Below are 19,307 nucleotides of genomic sequence, written 5' to 3' on the forward strand. Positions count from 1 at the left end.
TTTCGCTTGATAAACTGATAGCGCGCTTAAACAAGTGTAGCGATAGCTTTATCCAGTTTTTCCAAGCCTTGTTCAATTTCTTGTTGTGTAATAACGAGTGAAGGAGTGAAACGAACGACATTGGCACCCGCAACTAATACCATCAGGCCTTGTTTACCAGCGGCAACCAAGATATCTCGTGCACGCCCCTGCCATTCTTCATTCAAAGCCGCACCAAGCAGTAAACCTTTACCGCGAATTTCAGCAAAGAGTTGATACTTCGCATTGATTTTCTCTAAACCTTCGCGAAACATACTTTCACGTTCCAACACACCAGCTAGGACTTCGGATTTGGCAATTTCTTCAACCACCGCTTCTGCCACCGCACAAGCTAATGGATTACCGCCGTAAGTTGAACCATGGGTGCCTACTTTCATGTGCTCAGCCAGTTTTGCAGTCGTTAACATAGCACCAATAGGGAAACCACCTCCTAGTGATTTCGCTGTGCTTAGAATGTCTGGTGTAATGCCCAAACCTTGGTATGCGTAGAAATGCCCCGTACGACCGTTACCCGTCTGAACTTCATCGAAAATCAGCAATGCGTTGTGTTTGTCGCATAATTCACGCACTGCTTGAGTAAATTCAGGTGTGGGTGGAATAATGCCACCCTCCCCCTGAAGAGGTTCCATCATGACCGCACACGTGCGATCAGACATATGCGCTTGCAGTGCTTCGATATCATTGTAAGGGAGGTGGGTTACGTCACCTGGTTTAGGACCAAAGCCGTCGGAATAAGCCGCTTGACCACCGACAGTAACAGTGAAGAAGGTACGGCCATGGAAACCTTGAGTAAAAGCGATAATTTCAGACTTTTTAGGACCGTGAACATCTGCAGCGTAACGACGTGCCAGTTTCAGTGCGGCTTCATTCGCTTCTGCGCCAGAGTTAGCAAAGAAAACTCGCTCTGCAAAACTGATTTCCGTTAACTTTTTAGCGAGCCTTAAAGCGGGCTCGTTGGTCATCACATTACTGAGATGCCAGAGCTTGTTTCCTTGCTCGGTCAATGCGTTGACCATTACAGGATGACAATGCCCAAGACAGCTCACCGCAATGCCACCAGCAAAGTCGATGTATTCATTACCATCTTGATCCCAAATACGTGAGCCTTGACCTTTTACCGGAATCATTTCCATTGGGTTATAACAAGGCACCATCACGTCATTGAATAAGCCACGCTCTACTTTATTTTCCACTGTCATTGCACATTCCTTCTTGATACGGCACACCGAGTAGATAAGTACACTTACTTAGCCACTTCACTAGCAAAGAATATATTGCCTATATGCTACCACGGCATTGTATTTACATTTAATTAACTATTTCAACGGTGATTTATAATATTAAAAAAACAACCACCCTATCCCAAAGCAACAATAATGACTATTTATGCAATACAACACGTGATTAGTGAAGCAATTTTTAAGCAAGTCTGTATAAATCTTAGCGCTTACTAGAGCGACATGATGATTTTTACAGTAGTTTTGACTCAGTTTTATAGACAGGTAAGGAGTTTGAAGTGAGAAACCAAATACAATAGGAACGAATAGTTTTGCATTCTCTCTAGCAGGCAATAAATATGAAAAAATTGTTAAGAAAAGTGATCGAGATCAGATAGCAGTGCGTTTGAGAAAGTTAGCTAACATCTCATGCCCTTGCTCCGTTTTGATCGATTCAGGGTGGAACTGAACAGCATCAATCGGCAAAAACTTATGCTGATACCCCATAATTTCATCTTTACTGCCATCTGGATATTCCGTCCAAGCTGTCACCTCAAGTTGGTCAGGAAATGTACTTTCCTTAACAATCAGTGAATGATAGCGTGTCACAGTAAGAGGGTTCTGAAGGTTGTTAAACACACTCTGGCCATTATGTCGAATACGAGAAGTTTTACCGTGCATCACTTGACGAGCTCTTACTACTTCTCCGCCAAACACTTGTGCGATCGCTTGATGCCCTAAGCACACTCCGAGAATGGGTAGCTTACCAGCAAAATATTTAATCGCCGCGAGTGAAATGCCCGCTTCGTCAGGCGTACCTGGCCCTGGAGAAATAACAAGATGGGTTGGATTAAGCTCTTCAATCCCTTGGATATCGATTTCATCGTTACGTACAACCTTAACTTCCGCTCCAAGCTCACAAAAGTATTGATATAGGTTGTAAGTAAAAGAGTCGTAGTTATCGATGATCAGCAACATAAAGCGTCACTTGCTCCTATCCATTTTTTGTCCGTTTAACCTAAGCTGTCGCACAAGGCCATTAAGGGCGGTATTTTGCAACACAACACAAGAAAGGCAAGCATTTATACCCCTGTTGATAGTAAAAAAGACCAGTCTCAGCTGGTCTTATTTATTGTATCGTAGTAATCAGTGTTAACGGAATTAGAATCGTCGACGTAAGAAGCCGAGCCCGAGTAGCATCATTAGAGCACCAAAACCTAATGAACCCGCATTTCGTTTAGGCTTTTCTGCATCAGTACTGCCTTCTGCAGAACCTGCGCCAGAATCCGTACCCTCCTCTTCTGAGCCAGTTTCATCATCAGGAAAATCTATTGCGATCAAAACCGGATCATGATCAGATGCTGAGAAAACATCTTTATACTTCGCCATATCACCCGTGTATTGCCCACTGTATTCAAACAAGTTACTTTCGAGAGAGTTAATATGCCAGTCTTCAATTTCGACCACCTTTTTTGCAAGGCTCTCACTCGCCAGTGCATGATCTAGATTACCGAGTTCACCAGAAAACGTGTATGAGAACGTCTTAGTACTGTGCAGTAAAGTATTCAAGTTACGGTAGCCATAACCTTGATGAATTTGGCTTTTTTCAGTTTGAAGCTCACCACCATCTAGCGTGGTGTAAGCCGCTGTATAAATATCCCGAGCATATTTTTCTTTCGAGTAGTCCGTGAGAGTGAGAAGAGGGTCTTCCATTCCGTAAGCATTGAGATCGCCAATGATTAAGACATCACCATCAACCTCTCGCAATGCCTCGCCCACAGCTTGTGCCGCAGAGACACGGAAGTTATTACAGTTTCCTTGCAAGTCGTCTGGTCCTGATTTGCCAACATCCGCAATCCACTCTTCAATGCAGTTTGATCCTTTCGATTTAAAATGATTGACAACAACCGATAAATCTTCACCTGTCTCTTTGACAGTAAAGGTTTGCAGTAAGCTGTGACGCTGATATTTGTCATAAGCTGGATTTCCTTCACCGTCACTCTCACGGGTAATGGTATTTGCTGCAACATGTTGCTCTGGTGTGGCGATCACTCTCGCGGCTTTTTTAGGCACAACAGTGTTAGCACGGTATAGCAACGCCACCGTTATTGCGTCACCACCAAAATAAGTACCTTGGTATTTATCGCGATCCTCAATTTCCACAAAAGTGTAGTGATCTTGACTCTGCTCGATCTCCGCATTCAGAGCATCGACCAAGTCTTTCAACGCACTATTGGGGCCAAAACCATTATTCTCCACTTCCATCAAACCAATGATGTCGGCATCCATTAAGTTGATTGCCTTAACAATTTTCGCTTTCTGGAGTAAAAAGTCGTCCAAGCTTTTTGCACCACGGTTATCTCCCGTTGGATTTGGCTCGCCACTATTAGCAACCGATGTGAAGTAATTTAATACGTTAAAGCTTGCAATGCGTAAATCTGCCTCTGTAATTTCAGGGGCTTCTTTGCGCGCCACATCGAACTCCGCATCAGAGGTTACGAAATTAGAGCTATCTACTTCATTGGTTACAATCAGTCTATAATCGTTGTGACTGTAGGAAATCACCCCTTGAAGACCTTCAACTCTTGAACCAAGACGAATATGCTGTTCAGAAGATCCATCCTGATTAATATCTTTAGAGAAGTCAGGATAGTATGGAATTTTCCCATCTGGCGCTTTGTTATCCGACTCTATATACATCAGGCTCTCAGCATTGTGTTTGGCTTGTGCGAGTGCCGCTTTGCTCTCAGCAGGATATAACTGAGTTGGCTTAAACAATGGTGCTTGATACGACACCACCATGTTGTTACGTTTTGGCCCATAATCGAACGAAAAGTTACGTGTAACAAAAAGCTCACTCGAAGCCTTTAATTCCACTTGCATGCCTTCGTAACGTTCTAGAACGTCACGCAGTGTCTCATTCGGCTCGATAATCAAACTTGTCACTAATGGTGCTGCTGAGGTGCCAGTCTTTACATAGCTGTTACTATCAGAAGCTAATTGAGTATTGTTATAGTACTCCTGTACTTTTCCTTTTACGCAGACCACATCACCCGGAGTTAACTTAGTTTCCGCAGCTCCTGTATAAACAAATAGCCCCTCAGATGTCTTAGCGTTATGGTCATTATCTAGAGCTTGTATATAAAAGCCCTTGGTTAAACCCGTGGTGACCGCGGTGACAACTCCTGTAACAAAATGATCATCAACAGAGACATAAGGATAGCCATCAACCAATGGGGAGCTTTCACCTTCCCCTTGGATATCATGTATTGAGGTAAAATTAGGTGAGTGACCATTATCCTTACATTCAAATGGCTCGATCGGCTCAGCAAGATTGAATAACCCTAAGCCGTCAACCGTATCTTTTTTTAGTCTCGTCCATTGTGATGCTTGATATGTTACAGAAGGAGCAGCCCCGTCAAGGTTGCGAACTAATGTCACGTCTTGAGCAAGATCAATATCTCCCATCACACCGATGATGTCATGGACTGCGCCATTTTTAAGTAATGCAATGGGATCATCACCATTAAAATTTGCAACGTTTTTATCAGTTTTATCGGCCACTGATTTAATGGTATTGCTTGCATCACCGTGAGCCAATACATATACCTGCTTGGCTTGCAGTGTCACCTCACTTAAGTCAAGTTTGCTCCCCCATACACCACCTCCATTAGATGATTTAGCCAACTCATAACCACTGAGGTTGACGGCCGTGTCACCTGTATTAGCAATTTCTACGGCTTTGTTAAATTTTCCGCCTTCTACGTATTGAGAAAGAATAATGTCAGCATGAGTATTAGCACTTAATACACTGGAGACCACCAGTGCAATTAAAGAGGGTTTGATTAACGTGTCCATGGATTTACCTAGTTGTTATTGGAGATAAAACAGTCTTACTTCGACTGATGGCGAACACTATCGGACTTATTTACCAAACAGATAAGAATGAGCATTGATATTCATGACAAAAGTCACAAATTAAATCTAAAATTGAGACCAAAATGGGAGGTTTTATAAGAAAAAAAAGTAAGCATTCATAACATACTGAAATAAAAGAAATAAGAATGACATTCGATATGAGAATCTGAACTTCTTACAATGCCGCAGGAACGAGTAAAACAGAGGGGAGGGCACAAATAGAGGGAGGTAACAAATAGATTTGTGCTCTCAAGGAGACTCGATATGACGAAAAAAACCAAGATCAATGGCCAAATAAATCAATTTGGCCATTTGGATTAATAACGATTATCGAAGTAAATCAGAGACGGCTTATGGACGAGGTACAAACCCTACTGCTTGGTAAGCTTGCTTCAGGGTTTCTGCGGCACGCGCTGAGGCTTTCTCCGCTCCCTGCTTCATCACTTGGTCCATGTAGTGACGATCGGCACGGATCCGGCGATACTCCGCTTGGATAGGCTCTAACATCGCAACTAAGGCTTCACCAACATCCTTCTTGAATGGGCCATACATTTCAACGCCTTGATATTGCGCTTCAATCTCAGCAAAGCTCATACCTGTTGCAGCTGAATAAAGCCCCATAAGGTTAGAGATACCGGCTTTGTTCTCCCAATCGTGGGCGATACGTGGCGGTGTTTGTGTATCGGTTTGCGCTTTGTTGATCTTCTTAATGATCGATTTAGGCTCTTCCAGCAACGTAATGACATTTTTACGGTTATCATCAGACTTAGACATCTTTTTGGTTGCATCTTGAAGGCTCATTACACGCGCATTGACCGTTGGAATGTAAGGCTCTGGCACTTGAAAGATCGGTTTTTCTGGCGAATAGATATTGTTAAAACGATGAGCAATATCACGAGCGAGCTCTAGGTGTTGCTTTTGGTCGCTACCAACAGGCACCTGATGCGCGCCGTAAAGTAGGATATCTGCAGCCATCAGCACTGGGTAGTCAAACAAACCAACGTTCACATCACCAAACTGACTTGAGCTATCACTTGAGTAACGCGCTGACTTGTCTTTAAACTGGGTCATACGGCCCAGTTCACCCATTTGGGTATAGCAATTAAGAAGCCAACCAAGTTGAGCATGCTCTGGTACGTGCGACTGAACAAATAGCGTGCTCTTTTTAGGGTCAACACCAACTGCCAGACAAATTGCCAGTGCATCTAGCGTCGCTTCATGCAGTGCTTTAGGATCCTGACGGACCGTGATTGCATGAAGGTCAACAACACAATATTGGCAATCATAATCGTCTTGCATCTGCTGCCATTGACGTAGAGCACCCAAGTAGTTACCGATACTTAGTTCACCTGAAGGTTGAACACCACTCAATACAATGGGTTTGCTCATTAGAATGATTCCTTTGACTTCTTAATCTAATTAAATGAAAAAAACCGTGCAGTCTTAATTGCACGGTTTAATCAGTGTACTCATTAACGAGTATTTTGGAAGCTCTTTTCTTATCGTTATGCTGAAACCGCTACGATATCCAGCAATTCTTTCAAGCTATCGGCAACAAAATCCGGGTTCGATTGCGCAATTGGCTCACCATGGTTGTAGCCATAAGTTAAACCAAAGGAGAGACAACCTGCATTCTTAGCCGCCAAAATATCATTTTTTGAGTCGCCAACCATCAGCATCTCACTCGATTGAATATGATGTTTTTCCATCAACCAATTCAGGGCAACCGGGTTCGGCTTTTTCTCAGCAAAAGCATCGCCACCCAAAACATCAACAAAATAACTCGCGATGCCATGTTGCTCTAGGATTTCAGGAACAAACTTGGATGGCTTATTTGTGACCAAGGCCATGATGAATCCAGCTTGATGTAAACAGTTCAGAGTCTCTTTAACTGTCGGATAAAGGTGACTCAGCTTGTGGCCACTTTGCGCATAATAATCATCAAACAGAACGCGCGCTTTAGCACGTAACGTTTCAGAAAGTTCAGGATTAATCTGCAAACTTTGACTTAAAGCACGCCCGATCAAAATATCAGCACCATTGCCAACGTAATCACGAACTTGAGGCTCAGACACACTTGGAAAGCCTAAATCTTGCATTGTTTGCTGCGCAGCAACCGCTAAATCAGGCACACTATCGAGTAACGTACCATCAAGGTCAAAGGCAATGAGTTTTATCGTATGTTGGGTCATAATTTCCCTAGTTATTGCGTTACCCACGTTAGTGCAAACATTGGGTATAGAAAAAATAATAAAGGATGGTCAACCATCCTTTGTAATTAATACTGCGACTCAACTTTGTTGCGTTTAATGACAAAAATCGCTCGTAATGATGGTCTATTTTGCTGTCAAACGTTGACGAACAGCTTCGAACAAACAGATACCTGATGCCACCGAAACGTTTAAGCTTGATACGCTCCCTGCCATGGGTATCTTGATCAAGTCATCACACGTTTCTTTAGTAAGACGACGCATCCCATCTCCCTCAGCCCCCATGACAATAGCTAAAGGCCCTGTCAGTTTTGCCTGATAGATATCATGACTCGCTTCACCAGCCGTCCCAACAAACCAAATACCTTGCTCTTGCAACGTACGCATGGTCCGAGCCAAATTCGTCACTCGAACCAATGGCACAATCTCTGCCGCTCCACAAGCAACCTTGCTGACAGTCGCATTCATAGGCGCAGAACGATCTTTGGGTACAATAATCGCAGCGACACCAGCCGCATCCGCATTTCTTAAACAAGCACCAAGATTATGTGGGTCTGTTACACCATCTAAAATCAATAATAACGGCGATTCATGTTGCGCTAGAATTGCATCAATGTCGTTTTCGTTGAGCTGCTTAGCTGCTTTAACACGAGCGATAATACCCTGATGATTAGCACCATTCGCTTTGTCATCCAGTGTCTTACGTGACATCTGTTGAATTGAAACGCCACATACTTGGAGATCATTTAAAATAGGCATCAAACGATCATCTTGACGACCTTTTAATACATATGCCTCAATAAAACGCTCGGGTTCGCGCTCTAATACCGCCTTCACTGCGTGAATGCCGTAGATAAATTCGTTACTCATTACTTAACCTGTTGTTCTGGTTATTTACTTGTGCCAACCCACCATAACACTCTAAACTCATCACACTCAAAAATCACAGTGCACGTCTGCTCATTGAGCATCATTTTTGCTGCGCTTGGTTTTTTTTGGCTTACTGTGAGGCTTTTTCTTACGTGCTTTCGTGACCTTAGGTTTCTTGGCACCATCACCATGCTTGTTACTACTCTTTTGACTAGAGTGCATCTCGGAAGTCACTTCAGGACGCTTAGTTGGTTCTAGTATAGGAGGAGCACTTGGAGGCTTTCTCCCTTTATCAGTAGAGCGAGTCGCAGTACGCTTTTTCTCTTTCGCTTTGCGTTTTGCTTCCGCCACACGCTTCTTCGCTGTTTTACCAACACCACGTAGCTTACGGCTTGTTTCGATTAATTCAAAGTCAATTTGCTTATCATGTAAATTAACCGCCAGAACTTTCACTTTTACCGCATCGCCCAAACGATAGATGTTACCGAAACTCTCTCCGATAAGCCTTTGACCAATTGGATCAAATTGATAGTAATCATTAGCTAAAGAAGAAATATGCACCAAGCCATCAATATGAAGATCAGTTAAACGCACAAAGAAACCGAAACTGGTAACATTAGCAATCACCCCATCGAGCTCATCACCGACGTGATCTTGCATGTATTCACACTTCAACCAATCCGCCACTTCACGAGTCGCATCATCAGCTCGACGCTCCGTCATAGAGCACTGCTCACCATAGAAATCCATGTCATCAAATGAATAATGGTAACCGCCTGTTGGTGTCCAGCGGTCTTGGTTGCGTCCTTGATCTTTAGCCACTAAGTATTTGATAGCACGATGCAATAGCAAATCAGGGTAACGACGAATAGGTGAAGTAAAGTGTGCATAGCGTTTTAAAGCTAAACCAAAGTGACCAACATTATCTGCATTGTAAACGGCTTGCTTCATCGAACGTAAAAGCATGGTTTGAATCAGTTCTTTGTCTTGACGCTCTGCAATTTGTTTAACTAGATCAGCATAATCTGTAGGTGAAGGTTCTAAGCCACCTTTCAAATCAAGCCCGAGCTCACTAAGGAAATCTCGGAAGCCTTGCAGACGCAGCTCACCTGGGGATTCGTGAATGCGATACAATGAAGGCTCTTTGGCTTTTTCCACATAAGACGCTGACGCAATATTGGCGAGAATCATACACTCTTCGATGATCTTATGCGCATCATTACGAATGACGGGCTCTATGCTTTCAATCTTACGATCAGCATTAAAGATGAACTTCGCCTCTACGGTTTCGAACTCAATCGCACCACGATTATCACGAGCTGTTTTCAGCACTTTATACATGCTATGCAGCTCTTCTAAATGTGGTACTAACGTATGGTATCGCATACGTAACTCTTCATCGCCTTCAAGGATGGCACCGACTTTGCTGTAAGTTAAGCGAGCATGTGAGTTCATCACCGCTTCGTAGTGCTTATACCCCGATAGCTTACCAGTCTCAGAAATGGTCATTTCACACACCATACACAGGCGATCGACTTGTGGGTTTAGCGAACATAAACCATTCGATAGCACCTCTGGTAGCATAGGGACAACTTGTGATGGAAAGTATACCGAGTTACCACGATTAATGGCTTCTTTGTCTAATGCAGAATCCGGACGAACATAGTAACTGACATCCGCAATCGCTACCCACAAACGCCAACCACCACTCTTTTTCTTCTCACAGTAAACGGCATCATCAAAGTCACGCGCATCTTCACCGTCGATGGTCACCAGCGGCAGCTCACGTAGATCTACGCGGCCAACTTTCGCTTCTTCTGGTACTTCTTCACCCAAGTTTTCTATCTGCTTGTCAACCGCCTCTGGCCAATCATGAGGAATTTGGTGGGTACGAATAGCAATTTGCGTTTCCATGCCTGGCGCCATATTTTCGCCAAGAACTTCAACAACCTTCCCCATCATACCTCGTGAGCGAGAGCCACGATCGGTAATTTCAATTACCACAACGTTGCCCATACGAGCACCTGCTTTATGCTCATTGGGAATCAAAATATCTTGGCTGATACGTGAGTCATCTGCGACCACATAGGAGTAACCATACTCAAGAAAAAAGCGACCAACAATGTGGTTTTGACGCTCTTCTAGGACTCGTATTAAGCGGCCTTCACGACGTCCGCGCTTGCTGTTCTCGGTTGGCTGAACCAAAACATAATCACCATGGATAATGTGCTTCATTTGGTGATGAGGTAAGACAATATCATTATCCTTGCCGACACTGCCTTCTGGACGAACCCAACCATGACCATCTTTATGGCCGATGACATAACCTTTCACCATTTCAAGCTTTTCTGGTAATGCGTAACATTGTCGGCGGGTAAATACCAACTGGCCATCACGTTCCATTGCTCGTAATCGACGGCGTAAACCTTCGTAATGTTCTTCACCCTCCAGCTTTAGTGCTTCAAATAGATCATTACGATTCATTGGTACACCCACTTGAGTTAGAAACTCAGTAATGAACTCACGACTGGGGATCGGGTTTTCGTAATTTTTGGATTCACGATCGGCAAAAGGATCGTTTGGCATATTGTCTGACATAGGCACGCCTATTTAGCAAGGAAGGTATAGAGCTAGTATATCTGACTCTCTTGATAACCTACAGAATTGCTTTAAAAAAAGAGAGCTGTGAAAATCAGGCTACAAGTATGAATATTATTTATGGGCGAGCCAAAAGGAGGAGAAGCTCTGAGTTATCATTGAGCAAATCGGCAACAGTACAATTATCTAACTCGGATAAAAATGCCATTTTTGCCTGTTCCAATTTACTTTTTAAACGACAAGCGGGGGTGATATGGCACACTTCAATAGAACAATTAAGCAATTCTAATGGCTCAAGATCTCGCACAACTCGCCCGATGACAATAGCATTGGCAGGCTTCATAATTCGAATACCACCATTCTTACCACGTACTGTTTGGATATAACCAAGGTGGCCAAGACGGTTAATCACTTTAACCATGTGATTACGAGAAACCCCAAACAAGTTAGTGACTTCTGTAATATTAGTTAACTCATTTTTTGGTAATGAAGCCAAAAAAAGTAAGGTTCTGATTGCATAATCAGTAAAACTCGTTAATTGCATTTTTTACTCCTCTATAAGCAATATAGTAAATCTTTCCTTGAAAAAAAGACACATTTAAGATACAAATTAAACATACATTAAAAATGCAACTTAAATAGGACACCATTATGCTCAGTCAAAAAACTATTGATATTGTGAAAGCCACTGCGCCACTTTTGGCAGAAACTGGTCCAAAACTAACCGCACATTTTTACGATCGTCTATTTACTCATAACCCTGAGTTAAAAGATATTTTCAACATGAGCAACCAGCGAAATGGTGATCAACGTGAAGCACTGTTTAACGCAATTTGTGCATACGCAACCAATATCGACAACCTACCAGCGCTGCTGGGTGCTGTAGAAAAAATCGCTCATAAACATACCAGTTTTCTCATCACTGAAGCTCAATACCAAGTAGTCGGTACTCACCTTCTCGCAACCATTGACGAACTTTTTTCCCCAGGCCAAGAAGTGCTGGATGCATGGGCAGAAGCTTATGGTGTGCTGGCGAACGTTTTCATTCAACGTGAAGAGCAAATTTACCAAGAAAAAGAAACTCAAACTGGTGGATGGCGTGGGCTACGTGAGTTTGAATTGATTGCTAAACAACCAGAAAGTGAAAATATTTGTAGCTTTATCTTCAAACCAACTGATGGCAAGGCAGTATCAGCTTACAAACCTGGTCAATATCTAGGTATTTACATCAACAGTGATAAGTTTGAAAATCAAGAAATTCGTCAATACAGTCTCTCTTCTGCAGTTCAAGAAGATACTTACCGTATCTCTGTAAAACGTGAAGGGCAAGGTAAAGTATCAAACTACTTACATGATGATCTTAATATCGGTGACACAGTGAAATTAGCTGCACCAGCAGGTGATTTCTTTATGGATGTCGCTAAGGATACACCCGTCGTACTTATTTCTGCTGGTGTCGGCTTGACACCTACTCTGTCGATGCTAGAAAGTCTAACTGATCACCAAGCATCAGTTACTTGGGTACATGCTGCTGAAAATAGTCAACAGCATGCTTTCAAACAACATGTAAACCAATTAATCAGCACAAGAGATAATACCAGTTCTCAAGTTTGGTACAGCCAACCAGCGGCACAAGATCAACTTGGGACAGATTTTGACTTCACCGGTTTTGTCGACTTAAAACAAATTGAAGCAACACTTAAGCAAGACAATGTCCAAGTTTTCTTCTGTGGTCCTGTTGGGTTTATGCAGTACATTGCAAAACAGTTACTTGAAATAGGTGTACCACAAACTCAGTTCCACTACGAATGTTTTGGTCCACACAAAGTGGTATAACGATTACGTTAATCTAAAAACAATAGCGTTAACTTAAAAACGATTTAGAGTTAATTTAATAATCAAGCCCACATTTGTGGGCTTGGTTATTTTTGTCATTAAGTAATCAATACTTACCAAAAACTATCTCGACGCTTTGCTCGAGCAATAATATTTTGTGGCATGCGTTGCTCTAAACCATTTCTTAAAACGGAAATACGTTTATGCTTTCTTTTATCTGCCGTCACCGAATTATAGAGCCAACGATAAGCATCTTCATAATCTAGTGGGCTACCGTAATCTCGTAATAACAATTCCGCAAGGTGAATACGCGCATTCAAATTGCCCATTGCTGCAGCTTCACGAAGATAAGGTATCGCACGTTCTTTGTCTTGCTGAACCAACGTGCCACGAGAATAATAACGACCTAACTGCTCTAAGGCTACGGGTAAGCCTTGCTGCGCTGCGTTTTCCATGTAGTACAAACCTAAAGCCACATCTTTTTCTACACAGACTCCCCATGCCAACATATCCCCATAGAGAAATTCGTACGAAGGCAAACTAATACGTGTTGCGCGTGCGACAATATCTTCTACCAACTGGCAGTTATCAGCACGTACGCGTGCCAGATGCTTATTTTGCTCTATTAGCTTAATAAGCTCAGCTTCGCTGTATATAGGCACAGGTGCACCTACATCAGCAAGACTTGCTTGCACCGATGTCGCACTCAGCATCAATAACAGTGAAGCTGCCACTGTCTTTAACTTCATAATAGCGCTCTGTAAGGTCTCTAATAAGTCAAAGATCACGATAGGATCTCCGACGCTTGATAACCTTATCGGCAAAAAGCCGTTAAGCTTTAGACAATTTTTACCTGTGTGATGATGATTTAGCGGCAAAAGTTTGCCTCCACCGCAGCAGTTTTAATAAAGCAAACTGACAACTTCAGATACAAAAAAACCGGCTTATTCGCCGGTTTTTATGATTCAAGGTTGCTTAAGATTCAAATGGGTGAACCTTAACGATGGTTTCGTTACGATCTGGACCAGTAGAGATAATATCTACTGGTACACCTGTCAGCTCTTCAATACGTTTGATGTAATTTAGTGCCGCTTGTGGCAACTCATCAATAGATTTTGCACCGAACGTATTCTCAGACCAGCCTGGCATAGTTTCATAGATTGGCGTTGCTTTTTCAAAAGCTTCAGCCGCCATTGGTGAAACTTCTAGCACAGAGCCATCATCCATCTTGTAACCAGTACAGATTTTAAGCTCTTTCAAGCCATCGAGTACATCCAGTTTTGTTAGACAAAATCCAGTTACTGAGTTGATTTGAATTGCACGACGCATTGCAACCGCATCGAACCAACCAGTACGACGAAGACGACCTGTCGTTGCACCAAATTCATGGCCAACATCGCCTAGGTGTTTACCAATAGGATCCTGCTTATCTAAGCCATCATATAGTTCAGTTGGAAATGGACCTGCACCAACGCGAGTACAGTAAGCTTTAGCAATGCCAAGAATATAACCAATATAACGAGGACCAAAACCAGAACCAGCTGCAACACCACCAGCAGTCGTGTTAGAAGAAGTTACATACGGGTAAGTACCATGGTCGATATCCAGTAGCGTGCCTTGAGCACCTTCAAACATGATCTTATCGCCACGTTTACGTGCCGCATCAAGCTCATCAGTGACATCAATAACCATTGATGTCAATAGCTCAGCATAACCTTTAGCCTGCTCAAGCACATCATCGTAACTTACTGGATCAACTTTGTAGAAGTTAACAAGCTGGAAGTTATGGTATTCCATGACTTCTTTTAGCTTCTCAGCAAACGATTCCATATCAAAGAGGTCGCCTACACGTAAGCCGCGACGAGCTACTTTATCTTCATAAGCTGGACCGATACCACGACCTGTTGTACCAATTGCTTTTTTACCACGAGCGATTTCACGCGCTTGATCCATAGCAACATGGTACGGAAGGATAAGTGGGCATGCTTCAGAAATGAAAAGACGCTCGCGTACTGGAATTCCGCGCTCTTCAAGAGGTTTCATTTCTTTAATTAGAGCTTCTGGTGACAGTACTACACCGTTACCGATAACGCATTTTACGTTATCGCGAAGGATGCCTGATGGAATTAAGTGAAGAACGGTTTTTTCACCGTCAATTACAAGTGTGTGACCTGCATTGTGACCGCCTTGATAGCGCACCACATATTTTGCATCTTCAGTTAAAAGGTCTACAATTTTACCTTTACCTTCGTCACCCCATTGGGTGCCTAGAACGACTACGTTATTTCCCATCTTTCCAAGTCTGATTGCTAGTTAAAAATGGATTCTAGCACCGAATCGTCTTCCTTGCAGTCATTTTTTGTTCACTGTATTAATACTTCGGTAATGAATTAAACAACATTGTAGATTTCTAAATCAATACATCGCTGATAATATTTACTTTTCTTTAATAAACTGGAATACACAATGACAAGTTCTATTTGGTTAGCAATTGGGACAGTCTTAATTTTAGAAGGACTAGGACCTTTAATAGCGCCTAGTGGCTGGCGTAAAATGATCGCACACTTAAGTTCACAACCTGATAATCAGCTGCGCCGAGTTGGAGGATGTTTAGTCGTTGCTGGCAGTATAATTGCCATAATGATGGTCTAACTCGTTACTTTTAACTTGTATTAGCACTCTATAACTAAGCATTATTCAGTGATTTAGGTATAAAAAAAGCTCCAATCTCTGGAGCCTTTTTATCATTGATGATTTGATGTAAATCTATTATTAAGGCTTTACTTAGCCTTAATACCCTTGGCGTTATTCATATACTGGAAGAATTCACTCGTTGGATCCAGAACAAGCATATCACTCTTAGAGCTAAACGATTTCTCATAAGCCTTCAAAGAGCGCAAGAAAGTAAAGAACTCAGGATCTTTGCTGTATGCTTTAGAGTAAATCTTTGTCGCTTCAGCATCAGCTTCACCACGTGTTACTCGTGCTGTTTTATCAGCTTCAGCAAGAATTTTTGCCACTTCAAGTTCAGCTTGTGCACGAATAACTTCTGCTTTTTCTCGACCTTGTGAGCGGAATTTACGTGCAACAGACTCACGCTCTGCTCTCATGCGTCGATAGATAGACTCACTGATTTCATCAGGTAGGTTGATTTTCTTAATACGGAAATCAACAACGCGAACCCCTAAGTCTTTCATTGCACTTTCACGAGTATCGTTAAGTACTTCAGACATAATTAAGTCACGTTCACCATCAATTTCTAGTGCCTTTAATGCTGCTTCTGTGGTGAGATCATCTTCTACCTTACCAACAAGCTCTTGGCTCTTTTTACGTGGCCCAGAAATAATTTGTTTGATTTCACGGGAACCAATCTCAGAACGCAAAACATCGGTCACTTTACGTTCCAATAGTGCTTCAGCCGTTAAAGAATTACCTCCCCCAGTCGCAAGATAGTAACGACCAAAATCTTCAATACGCCATTTTACGTATGAATCAATGATTACATCTTTTTTCTCAGAAGTAACGAAACGGTCCGCTCTCCCATCCATCGTTTGGATACGTGCGTCTAATTGTTTCACACTATCAAACAATGGCATTTTGAAATGTAAACCAGGACTATAAATACGCGTGGCGTCATTGTTATCTTTTAAGACACGGCCAAATCGAACCACAATGCCACGTTCACCTTCTGGGATAACGAACAATGACATCAACATCAAAGCTAGAGCGATGACCAGTACAGGGATCATTAACTTACGCATTCTTAGTATCTCCCTTGACGTGTACTTGTTGAGCGAGATGGTGTATTCGTTGTACTTTTAGTACTCTGAGATTCCAACTCAATTTTATCGTAAGTCGAAGACGAGCTTGATTTACGTTTTGTTTGTGTTGTCCCTTCTTGACCAGCAAGTTTGTCGATCGGTAAATACAACATATTGCCAGTAGATTCAGAATCAATAAGTACTTTCGATGTGCTTGAATATACCTCTTCCATCGTATCAAGGTACAAACGATCGCGTGTTACTTCAGGAGCCGCTTGATATTCAGGTAAAAGCTTTTCAAACTGCGCCACTTGACCAAGCGCTTCGTTTGTTACACGTTCAGTATAACCTTGCGCTTCTTTCTTCAGACGTTCAGCACGACCTGTTGCCTTAGGAAGAATATCATTACGGTATGCTTCTGCTTCACGTTCAAAACGCTCTTCATCCTCACGAGCAGCAATAGCATCATCAAAAGCATCTTTTACTTGTTCTGGTGGACGAGCAGATTGGAAGTTGACATCCACAATAACTAAACCCATGTCATAGCTATCAATAATCTGATTCAGAGTTTCTTGAGTGCTTTGACGGATTTGTTGTCGACCACTTGTTAAAATACTGTCCATTAATGAATCACCGATCACAGCACGAAGCGCTGAATCTGTCGCTTGACGTAGGCTATCATCGGCATTGGTGACACGATATAAATATTTATACGGGTCAGCAACACGATACTGAACGTCCATTGCAACTGTCACAACGTTCTCATCTTTGGTCAGCATTAGACCAGAGGCACGTAGTGAACGAATCGCTTGAACGTTCACAGCTCGATATTCATCGATAAAGCGAGGACGCCAGTTCAAACCAGGTTCAACAACAACCTCAGGTTCATATTTACCTAAACGTAAGATGATGCCTTGCTCTGCTTCACCAATAGTATAAAAGCCAGCAAAGAACCAAACAGCAATCGAGATGAGTGCAACGACACCAAAGCCAATTGCACCGCCACCACCGCTGGTAGGTGAACTACCGCCGCCTTTTTTACCAAACTTACCACCCAACTTTTGACTCAGTTTGTTAAACACTTCATCAAGATCTGGTGGACCTTGTTCTCGCCCACCAGGACGTTGGCTGCCACGATCATTATTACCCCATGGGTCCTTATCGCGGCCATTATTGCCGTTGTTATTTCCAGGCTCATTCCACGCCATTAGAAAGCTCCATCATTTGATATGACGTTATACTGTAGCAGTCCTTTAAGTGACTATAAAGTCGACTAAAACTGCCCCTTCTCTTTTTTCAAGTCTAGACCAATCCACTTGCTGCATTCGAATATCGATCAACAGGTTACCTTCTTGGTCATACTTCTCACGTTGTATACACTTCATTTGGAAGAATGTACTACGAATTCTTCCTTGGTATTCGGGAGGAACACGCAATTGATATTCTACCATTTTCGACGCTAACCGCTCAGTTAGTGCTTCAAACAGTAACTCAATACCGATTCCATCCATCGCGGATACCCAAACCGTATTAGGCATGCCTTGCTCATCACGATCAATACGTGGAAGTGGTTGTTCTAAATTATCAATCTTATTCATGACAATGAGACTTGGCACTTCATGTGCGTCTATCTCTTCTAATACATCGTGAACAGCTTGAATGTTCTCACGAAAACGCTCATCACTGGCATCAACAACATGTAACAAAATGTCAGCTTCTTGCGTTTCCTGTAATGTTGCTTTAAATGCAGCAACCAAATCATGAGGTAAGTGGCGGATAAAACCAACCGTATCAGCTAAGATAGCTGGCCCCACATCTGCTAATTCTATCTTACGTAATGTAGGGTCGAGTGTTGCAAATAATTGATCGGCGGCATACACCCCCGCTTCAGTTATACGATTGAATAGCGTCGATTTACCAGCATTGGTGTAACCGACGAGGGAAACTGTTGGAATTTCGGCTCGGTTTCGAGCACGCCGTCCTTGTTCTCGTTGCTTCGCAACCTTTTCTAAGCGACGAAGTATGGTTTTAATTCTATCACGCAATAAACGACGATCCGTCTCAAGCTGGGTTTCACCCGGACCTCGAAGGCCTATACCGCCTTTTTGCCTTTCAAGGTGCGTCCACCCTCGAATCAAACGAGTGGAAATATGCCGAAGCTGAGCTAACTCAACTTGTAATTTACCTTCGTGTGTTCGAGCTCGTTGGGCAAAAATATCAAGGATTAGACCAGTACGGTCGAGAACTCGACACTTGCACAACGCTTCTAGGTTACGCTCTTGGGCAGGAGAGAGGGAGTGATTAAAAATCACGATTTCAGCCCCAGATAATTGCACAGCAGTTGCAATCTCCTGAGCTTTACCCTCTCCAACATAGTATTTGGGGTGCGGAGAGCGGCGGCTACCAGTCAAAACCTGCAGTGCCTCTACTCCAGCAGAAGAAACTAGCATTTCAAATTCAGCTAGGTCTTCCCACTCCCCTTCTTGCGTAAAGTTGATATGAACAAGTACGGCTCGCTCACCGGATTCATAACGGTCAAACAAGCAATCAACCTCTTTTAATGAACATGTTAATTAAAAATTAATCTTCAGCTTTATCTTGTGGACGCTCACCTTGAGCGCGCTCACCGCTGTGATGGCTAACAGGACGAGCCGGTACAACGGTAGAAATTGCATGCTTATATACCATTTGGTTTACAGTATTCTTCAATAGAATGACAAACTGATCGAAAGATTCAATCTGACCTTGTAACTTTATACCATTCACAAGATAAATCGAAACTGGAATACGTTCACGACGTAACGCATTTAGGAATGGGTCTTGTAAAGACTGCCCCTTAGCCATTTTATTTTTCCTTA

At 42.7% G+C, this 19,307-nt stretch carries 16 protein-coding genes; 2 read left to right on the forward strand and 14 right to left on the reverse strand.

The features are described from left to right. Positions 1–26 precede the first annotated feature (26 nt). The 8 genes from VSA01S_RS14610 to nsrR form a co-directional block, all read right to left on the reverse strand. Positions 27–1,238, reverse strand: a complete 1,212-nt coding sequence (locus VSA01S_RS14610; RefSeq protein ID WP_039980054.1) for an aspartate aminotransferase family protein — start codon at positions 1,236–1,238, stop codon at positions 27–29. Positions 1,239–1,646: 408 nt separating this feature from the next. Beyond that, positions 1,647–2,234 carry an aminodeoxychorismate/anthranilate synthase component II gene (locus VSA01S_RS14615; RefSeq protein ID WP_039980053.1) on the reverse strand — a complete coding sequence of 196 codons (588 nt, stop codon included), beginning with the start codon at positions 2,232–2,234 and terminating at the stop codon, positions 1,647–1,649. A 183-nt stretch (positions 2,235–2,417) separates the two neighbouring features. Beyond that, positions 2,418–5,114, reverse strand: coding sequence for an ExeM/NucH family extracellular endonuclease (locus VSA01S_RS14620; RefSeq protein WP_083932215.1), 2,697 nt, complete (start codon positions 5,112–5,114; stop codon positions 2,418–2,420). Positions 5,115–5,525: 411 nt separating this feature from the next. Beyond that, positions 5,526–6,563 (reverse strand): tryptophan--tRNA ligase, encoded by a 1,038-nt coding sequence (trpS, locus tag VSA01S_RS14625; RefSeq protein WP_039980052.1) that lies wholly within the window; start codon positions 6,561–6,563, stop codon positions 5,526–5,528. A gap of 116 nt (positions 6,564–6,679) precedes the next feature. Further along, positions 6,680–7,366: a phosphoglycolate phosphatase gene (locus tag VSA01S_RS14630; RefSeq protein WP_039980051.1), complete on the reverse strand. Its 687-nt coding sequence runs from the start codon at positions 7,364–7,366 to the stop codon at positions 6,680–6,682. Positions 7,367–7,510: 144 nt separating this feature from the next. Beyond that, the gene (gene rlmB, locus VSA01S_RS14635) at positions 7,511–8,254 is read right to left on the reverse strand and encodes a 23S rRNA (guanosine(2251)-2'-O)-methyltransferase RlmB (RefSeq protein ID WP_039980049.1); all 744 of its coding nucleotides are present in this window, start codon (positions 8,252–8,254) and stop codon (positions 7,511–7,513) included. A gap of 90 nt (positions 8,255–8,344) precedes the next feature. Then, the gene (rnr, locus tag VSA01S_RS14640; RefSeq protein ID WP_039980048.1) at positions 8,345–10,852 is read right to left on the reverse strand and encodes a ribonuclease R; all 2,508 of its coding nucleotides are present in this window, start codon (positions 10,850–10,852) and stop codon (positions 8,345–8,347) included. A gap of 118 nt (positions 10,853–10,970) precedes the next feature. Further along, complete coding sequence (gene nsrR, locus VSA01S_RS14645; RefSeq protein ID WP_039980047.1) at positions 10,971–11,396, reverse strand: nitric oxide-sensing transcriptional repressor NsrR; 426 nt, start codon at positions 11,394–11,396, stop codon at positions 10,971–10,973. A 107-nt stretch (positions 11,397–11,503) separates the two neighbouring features. Here nsrR and hmpA point away from each other — a divergent pair, with 107 nt between their 5' ends. Next, on the forward strand, positions 11,504–12,688 hold the full coding sequence (gene hmpA, locus VSA01S_RS14650; protein ID WP_039980046.1) for an NO-inducible flavohemoprotein: 1,185 nt from the start codon (positions 11,504–11,506) through the stop codon (positions 12,686–12,688). A gap of 113 nt (positions 12,689–12,801) precedes the next feature. Here hmpA and motX read toward each other — a convergent pair whose 3' ends face one another. Then, positions 12,802–13,437, reverse strand: coding sequence for a flagellar protein MotX (motX, locus tag VSA01S_RS14655; RefSeq protein ID WP_039980078.1), 636 nt, complete (start codon positions 13,435–13,437; stop codon positions 12,802–12,804). A gap of 226 nt (positions 13,438–13,663) precedes the next feature. Beyond that, the gene (locus VSA01S_RS14665; RefSeq protein WP_039980045.1) at positions 13,664–14,980 is read right to left on the reverse strand and encodes an adenylosuccinate synthase; all 1,317 of its coding nucleotides are present in this window, start codon (positions 14,978–14,980) and stop codon (positions 13,664–13,666) included. 174 nt (positions 14,981–15,154) lie between these two features. Between VSA01S_RS14665 and VSA01S_RS14670 the strand changes: the two genes are divergently transcribed. Further along, entirely contained in the window at positions 15,155–15,340 is a 186-nt protein-coding gene (locus VSA01S_RS14670; RefSeq protein WP_039980044.1) for a DUF2065 domain-containing protein, read from the forward strand. A gap of 128 nt (positions 15,341–15,468) precedes the next feature. Here the strand turns inward: VSA01S_RS14670 and hflC are convergent, their stop codons facing one another. The 4 genes from hflC to hfq are packed head-to-tail and all read right to left on the reverse strand — an operon-like array spanning position 15,469 to position 19,293. Then, positions 15,469–16,449 carry a protease modulator HflC gene (hflC, locus tag VSA01S_RS14675; protein ID WP_039980043.1) on the reverse strand — a complete coding sequence of 327 codons (981 nt, stop codon included), beginning with the start codon at positions 16,447–16,449 and terminating at the stop codon, positions 15,469–15,471. 2 nt (positions 16,450–16,451) lie between these two features. Further along, positions 16,452–17,657, reverse strand: coding sequence for an FtsH protease activity modulator HflK (gene hflK / locus VSA01S_RS14680; RefSeq protein ID WP_039980042.1), 1,206 nt, complete (start codon positions 17,655–17,657; stop codon positions 16,452–16,454). Between the two features lie 45 nt (positions 17,658–17,702). Continuing rightward, positions 17,703–18,992 (reverse strand): ribosome rescue GTPase HflX, encoded by a 1,290-nt coding sequence (gene hflX, locus VSA01S_RS14685; protein WP_039980041.1) that lies wholly within the window; start codon positions 18,990–18,992, stop codon positions 17,703–17,705. 37 nt (positions 18,993–19,029) lie between these two features. After that, positions 19,030–19,293 (reverse strand): RNA chaperone Hfq, encoded by a 264-nt coding sequence (hfq, locus tag VSA01S_RS14690; protein WP_039980040.1) that lies wholly within the window; start codon positions 19,291–19,293, stop codon positions 19,030–19,032. Between the last annotated feature and the right edge of the window lie 14 nt (positions 19,294–19,307).

The sequence above is a fragment of the Vibrio sagamiensis NBRC 104589 genome (assembly GCF_007990935.1).
Taxonomy (GTDB): Bacteria; Pseudomonadota; Gammaproteobacteria; order Enterobacterales; family Vibrionaceae; genus Vibrio; species Vibrio sagamiensis.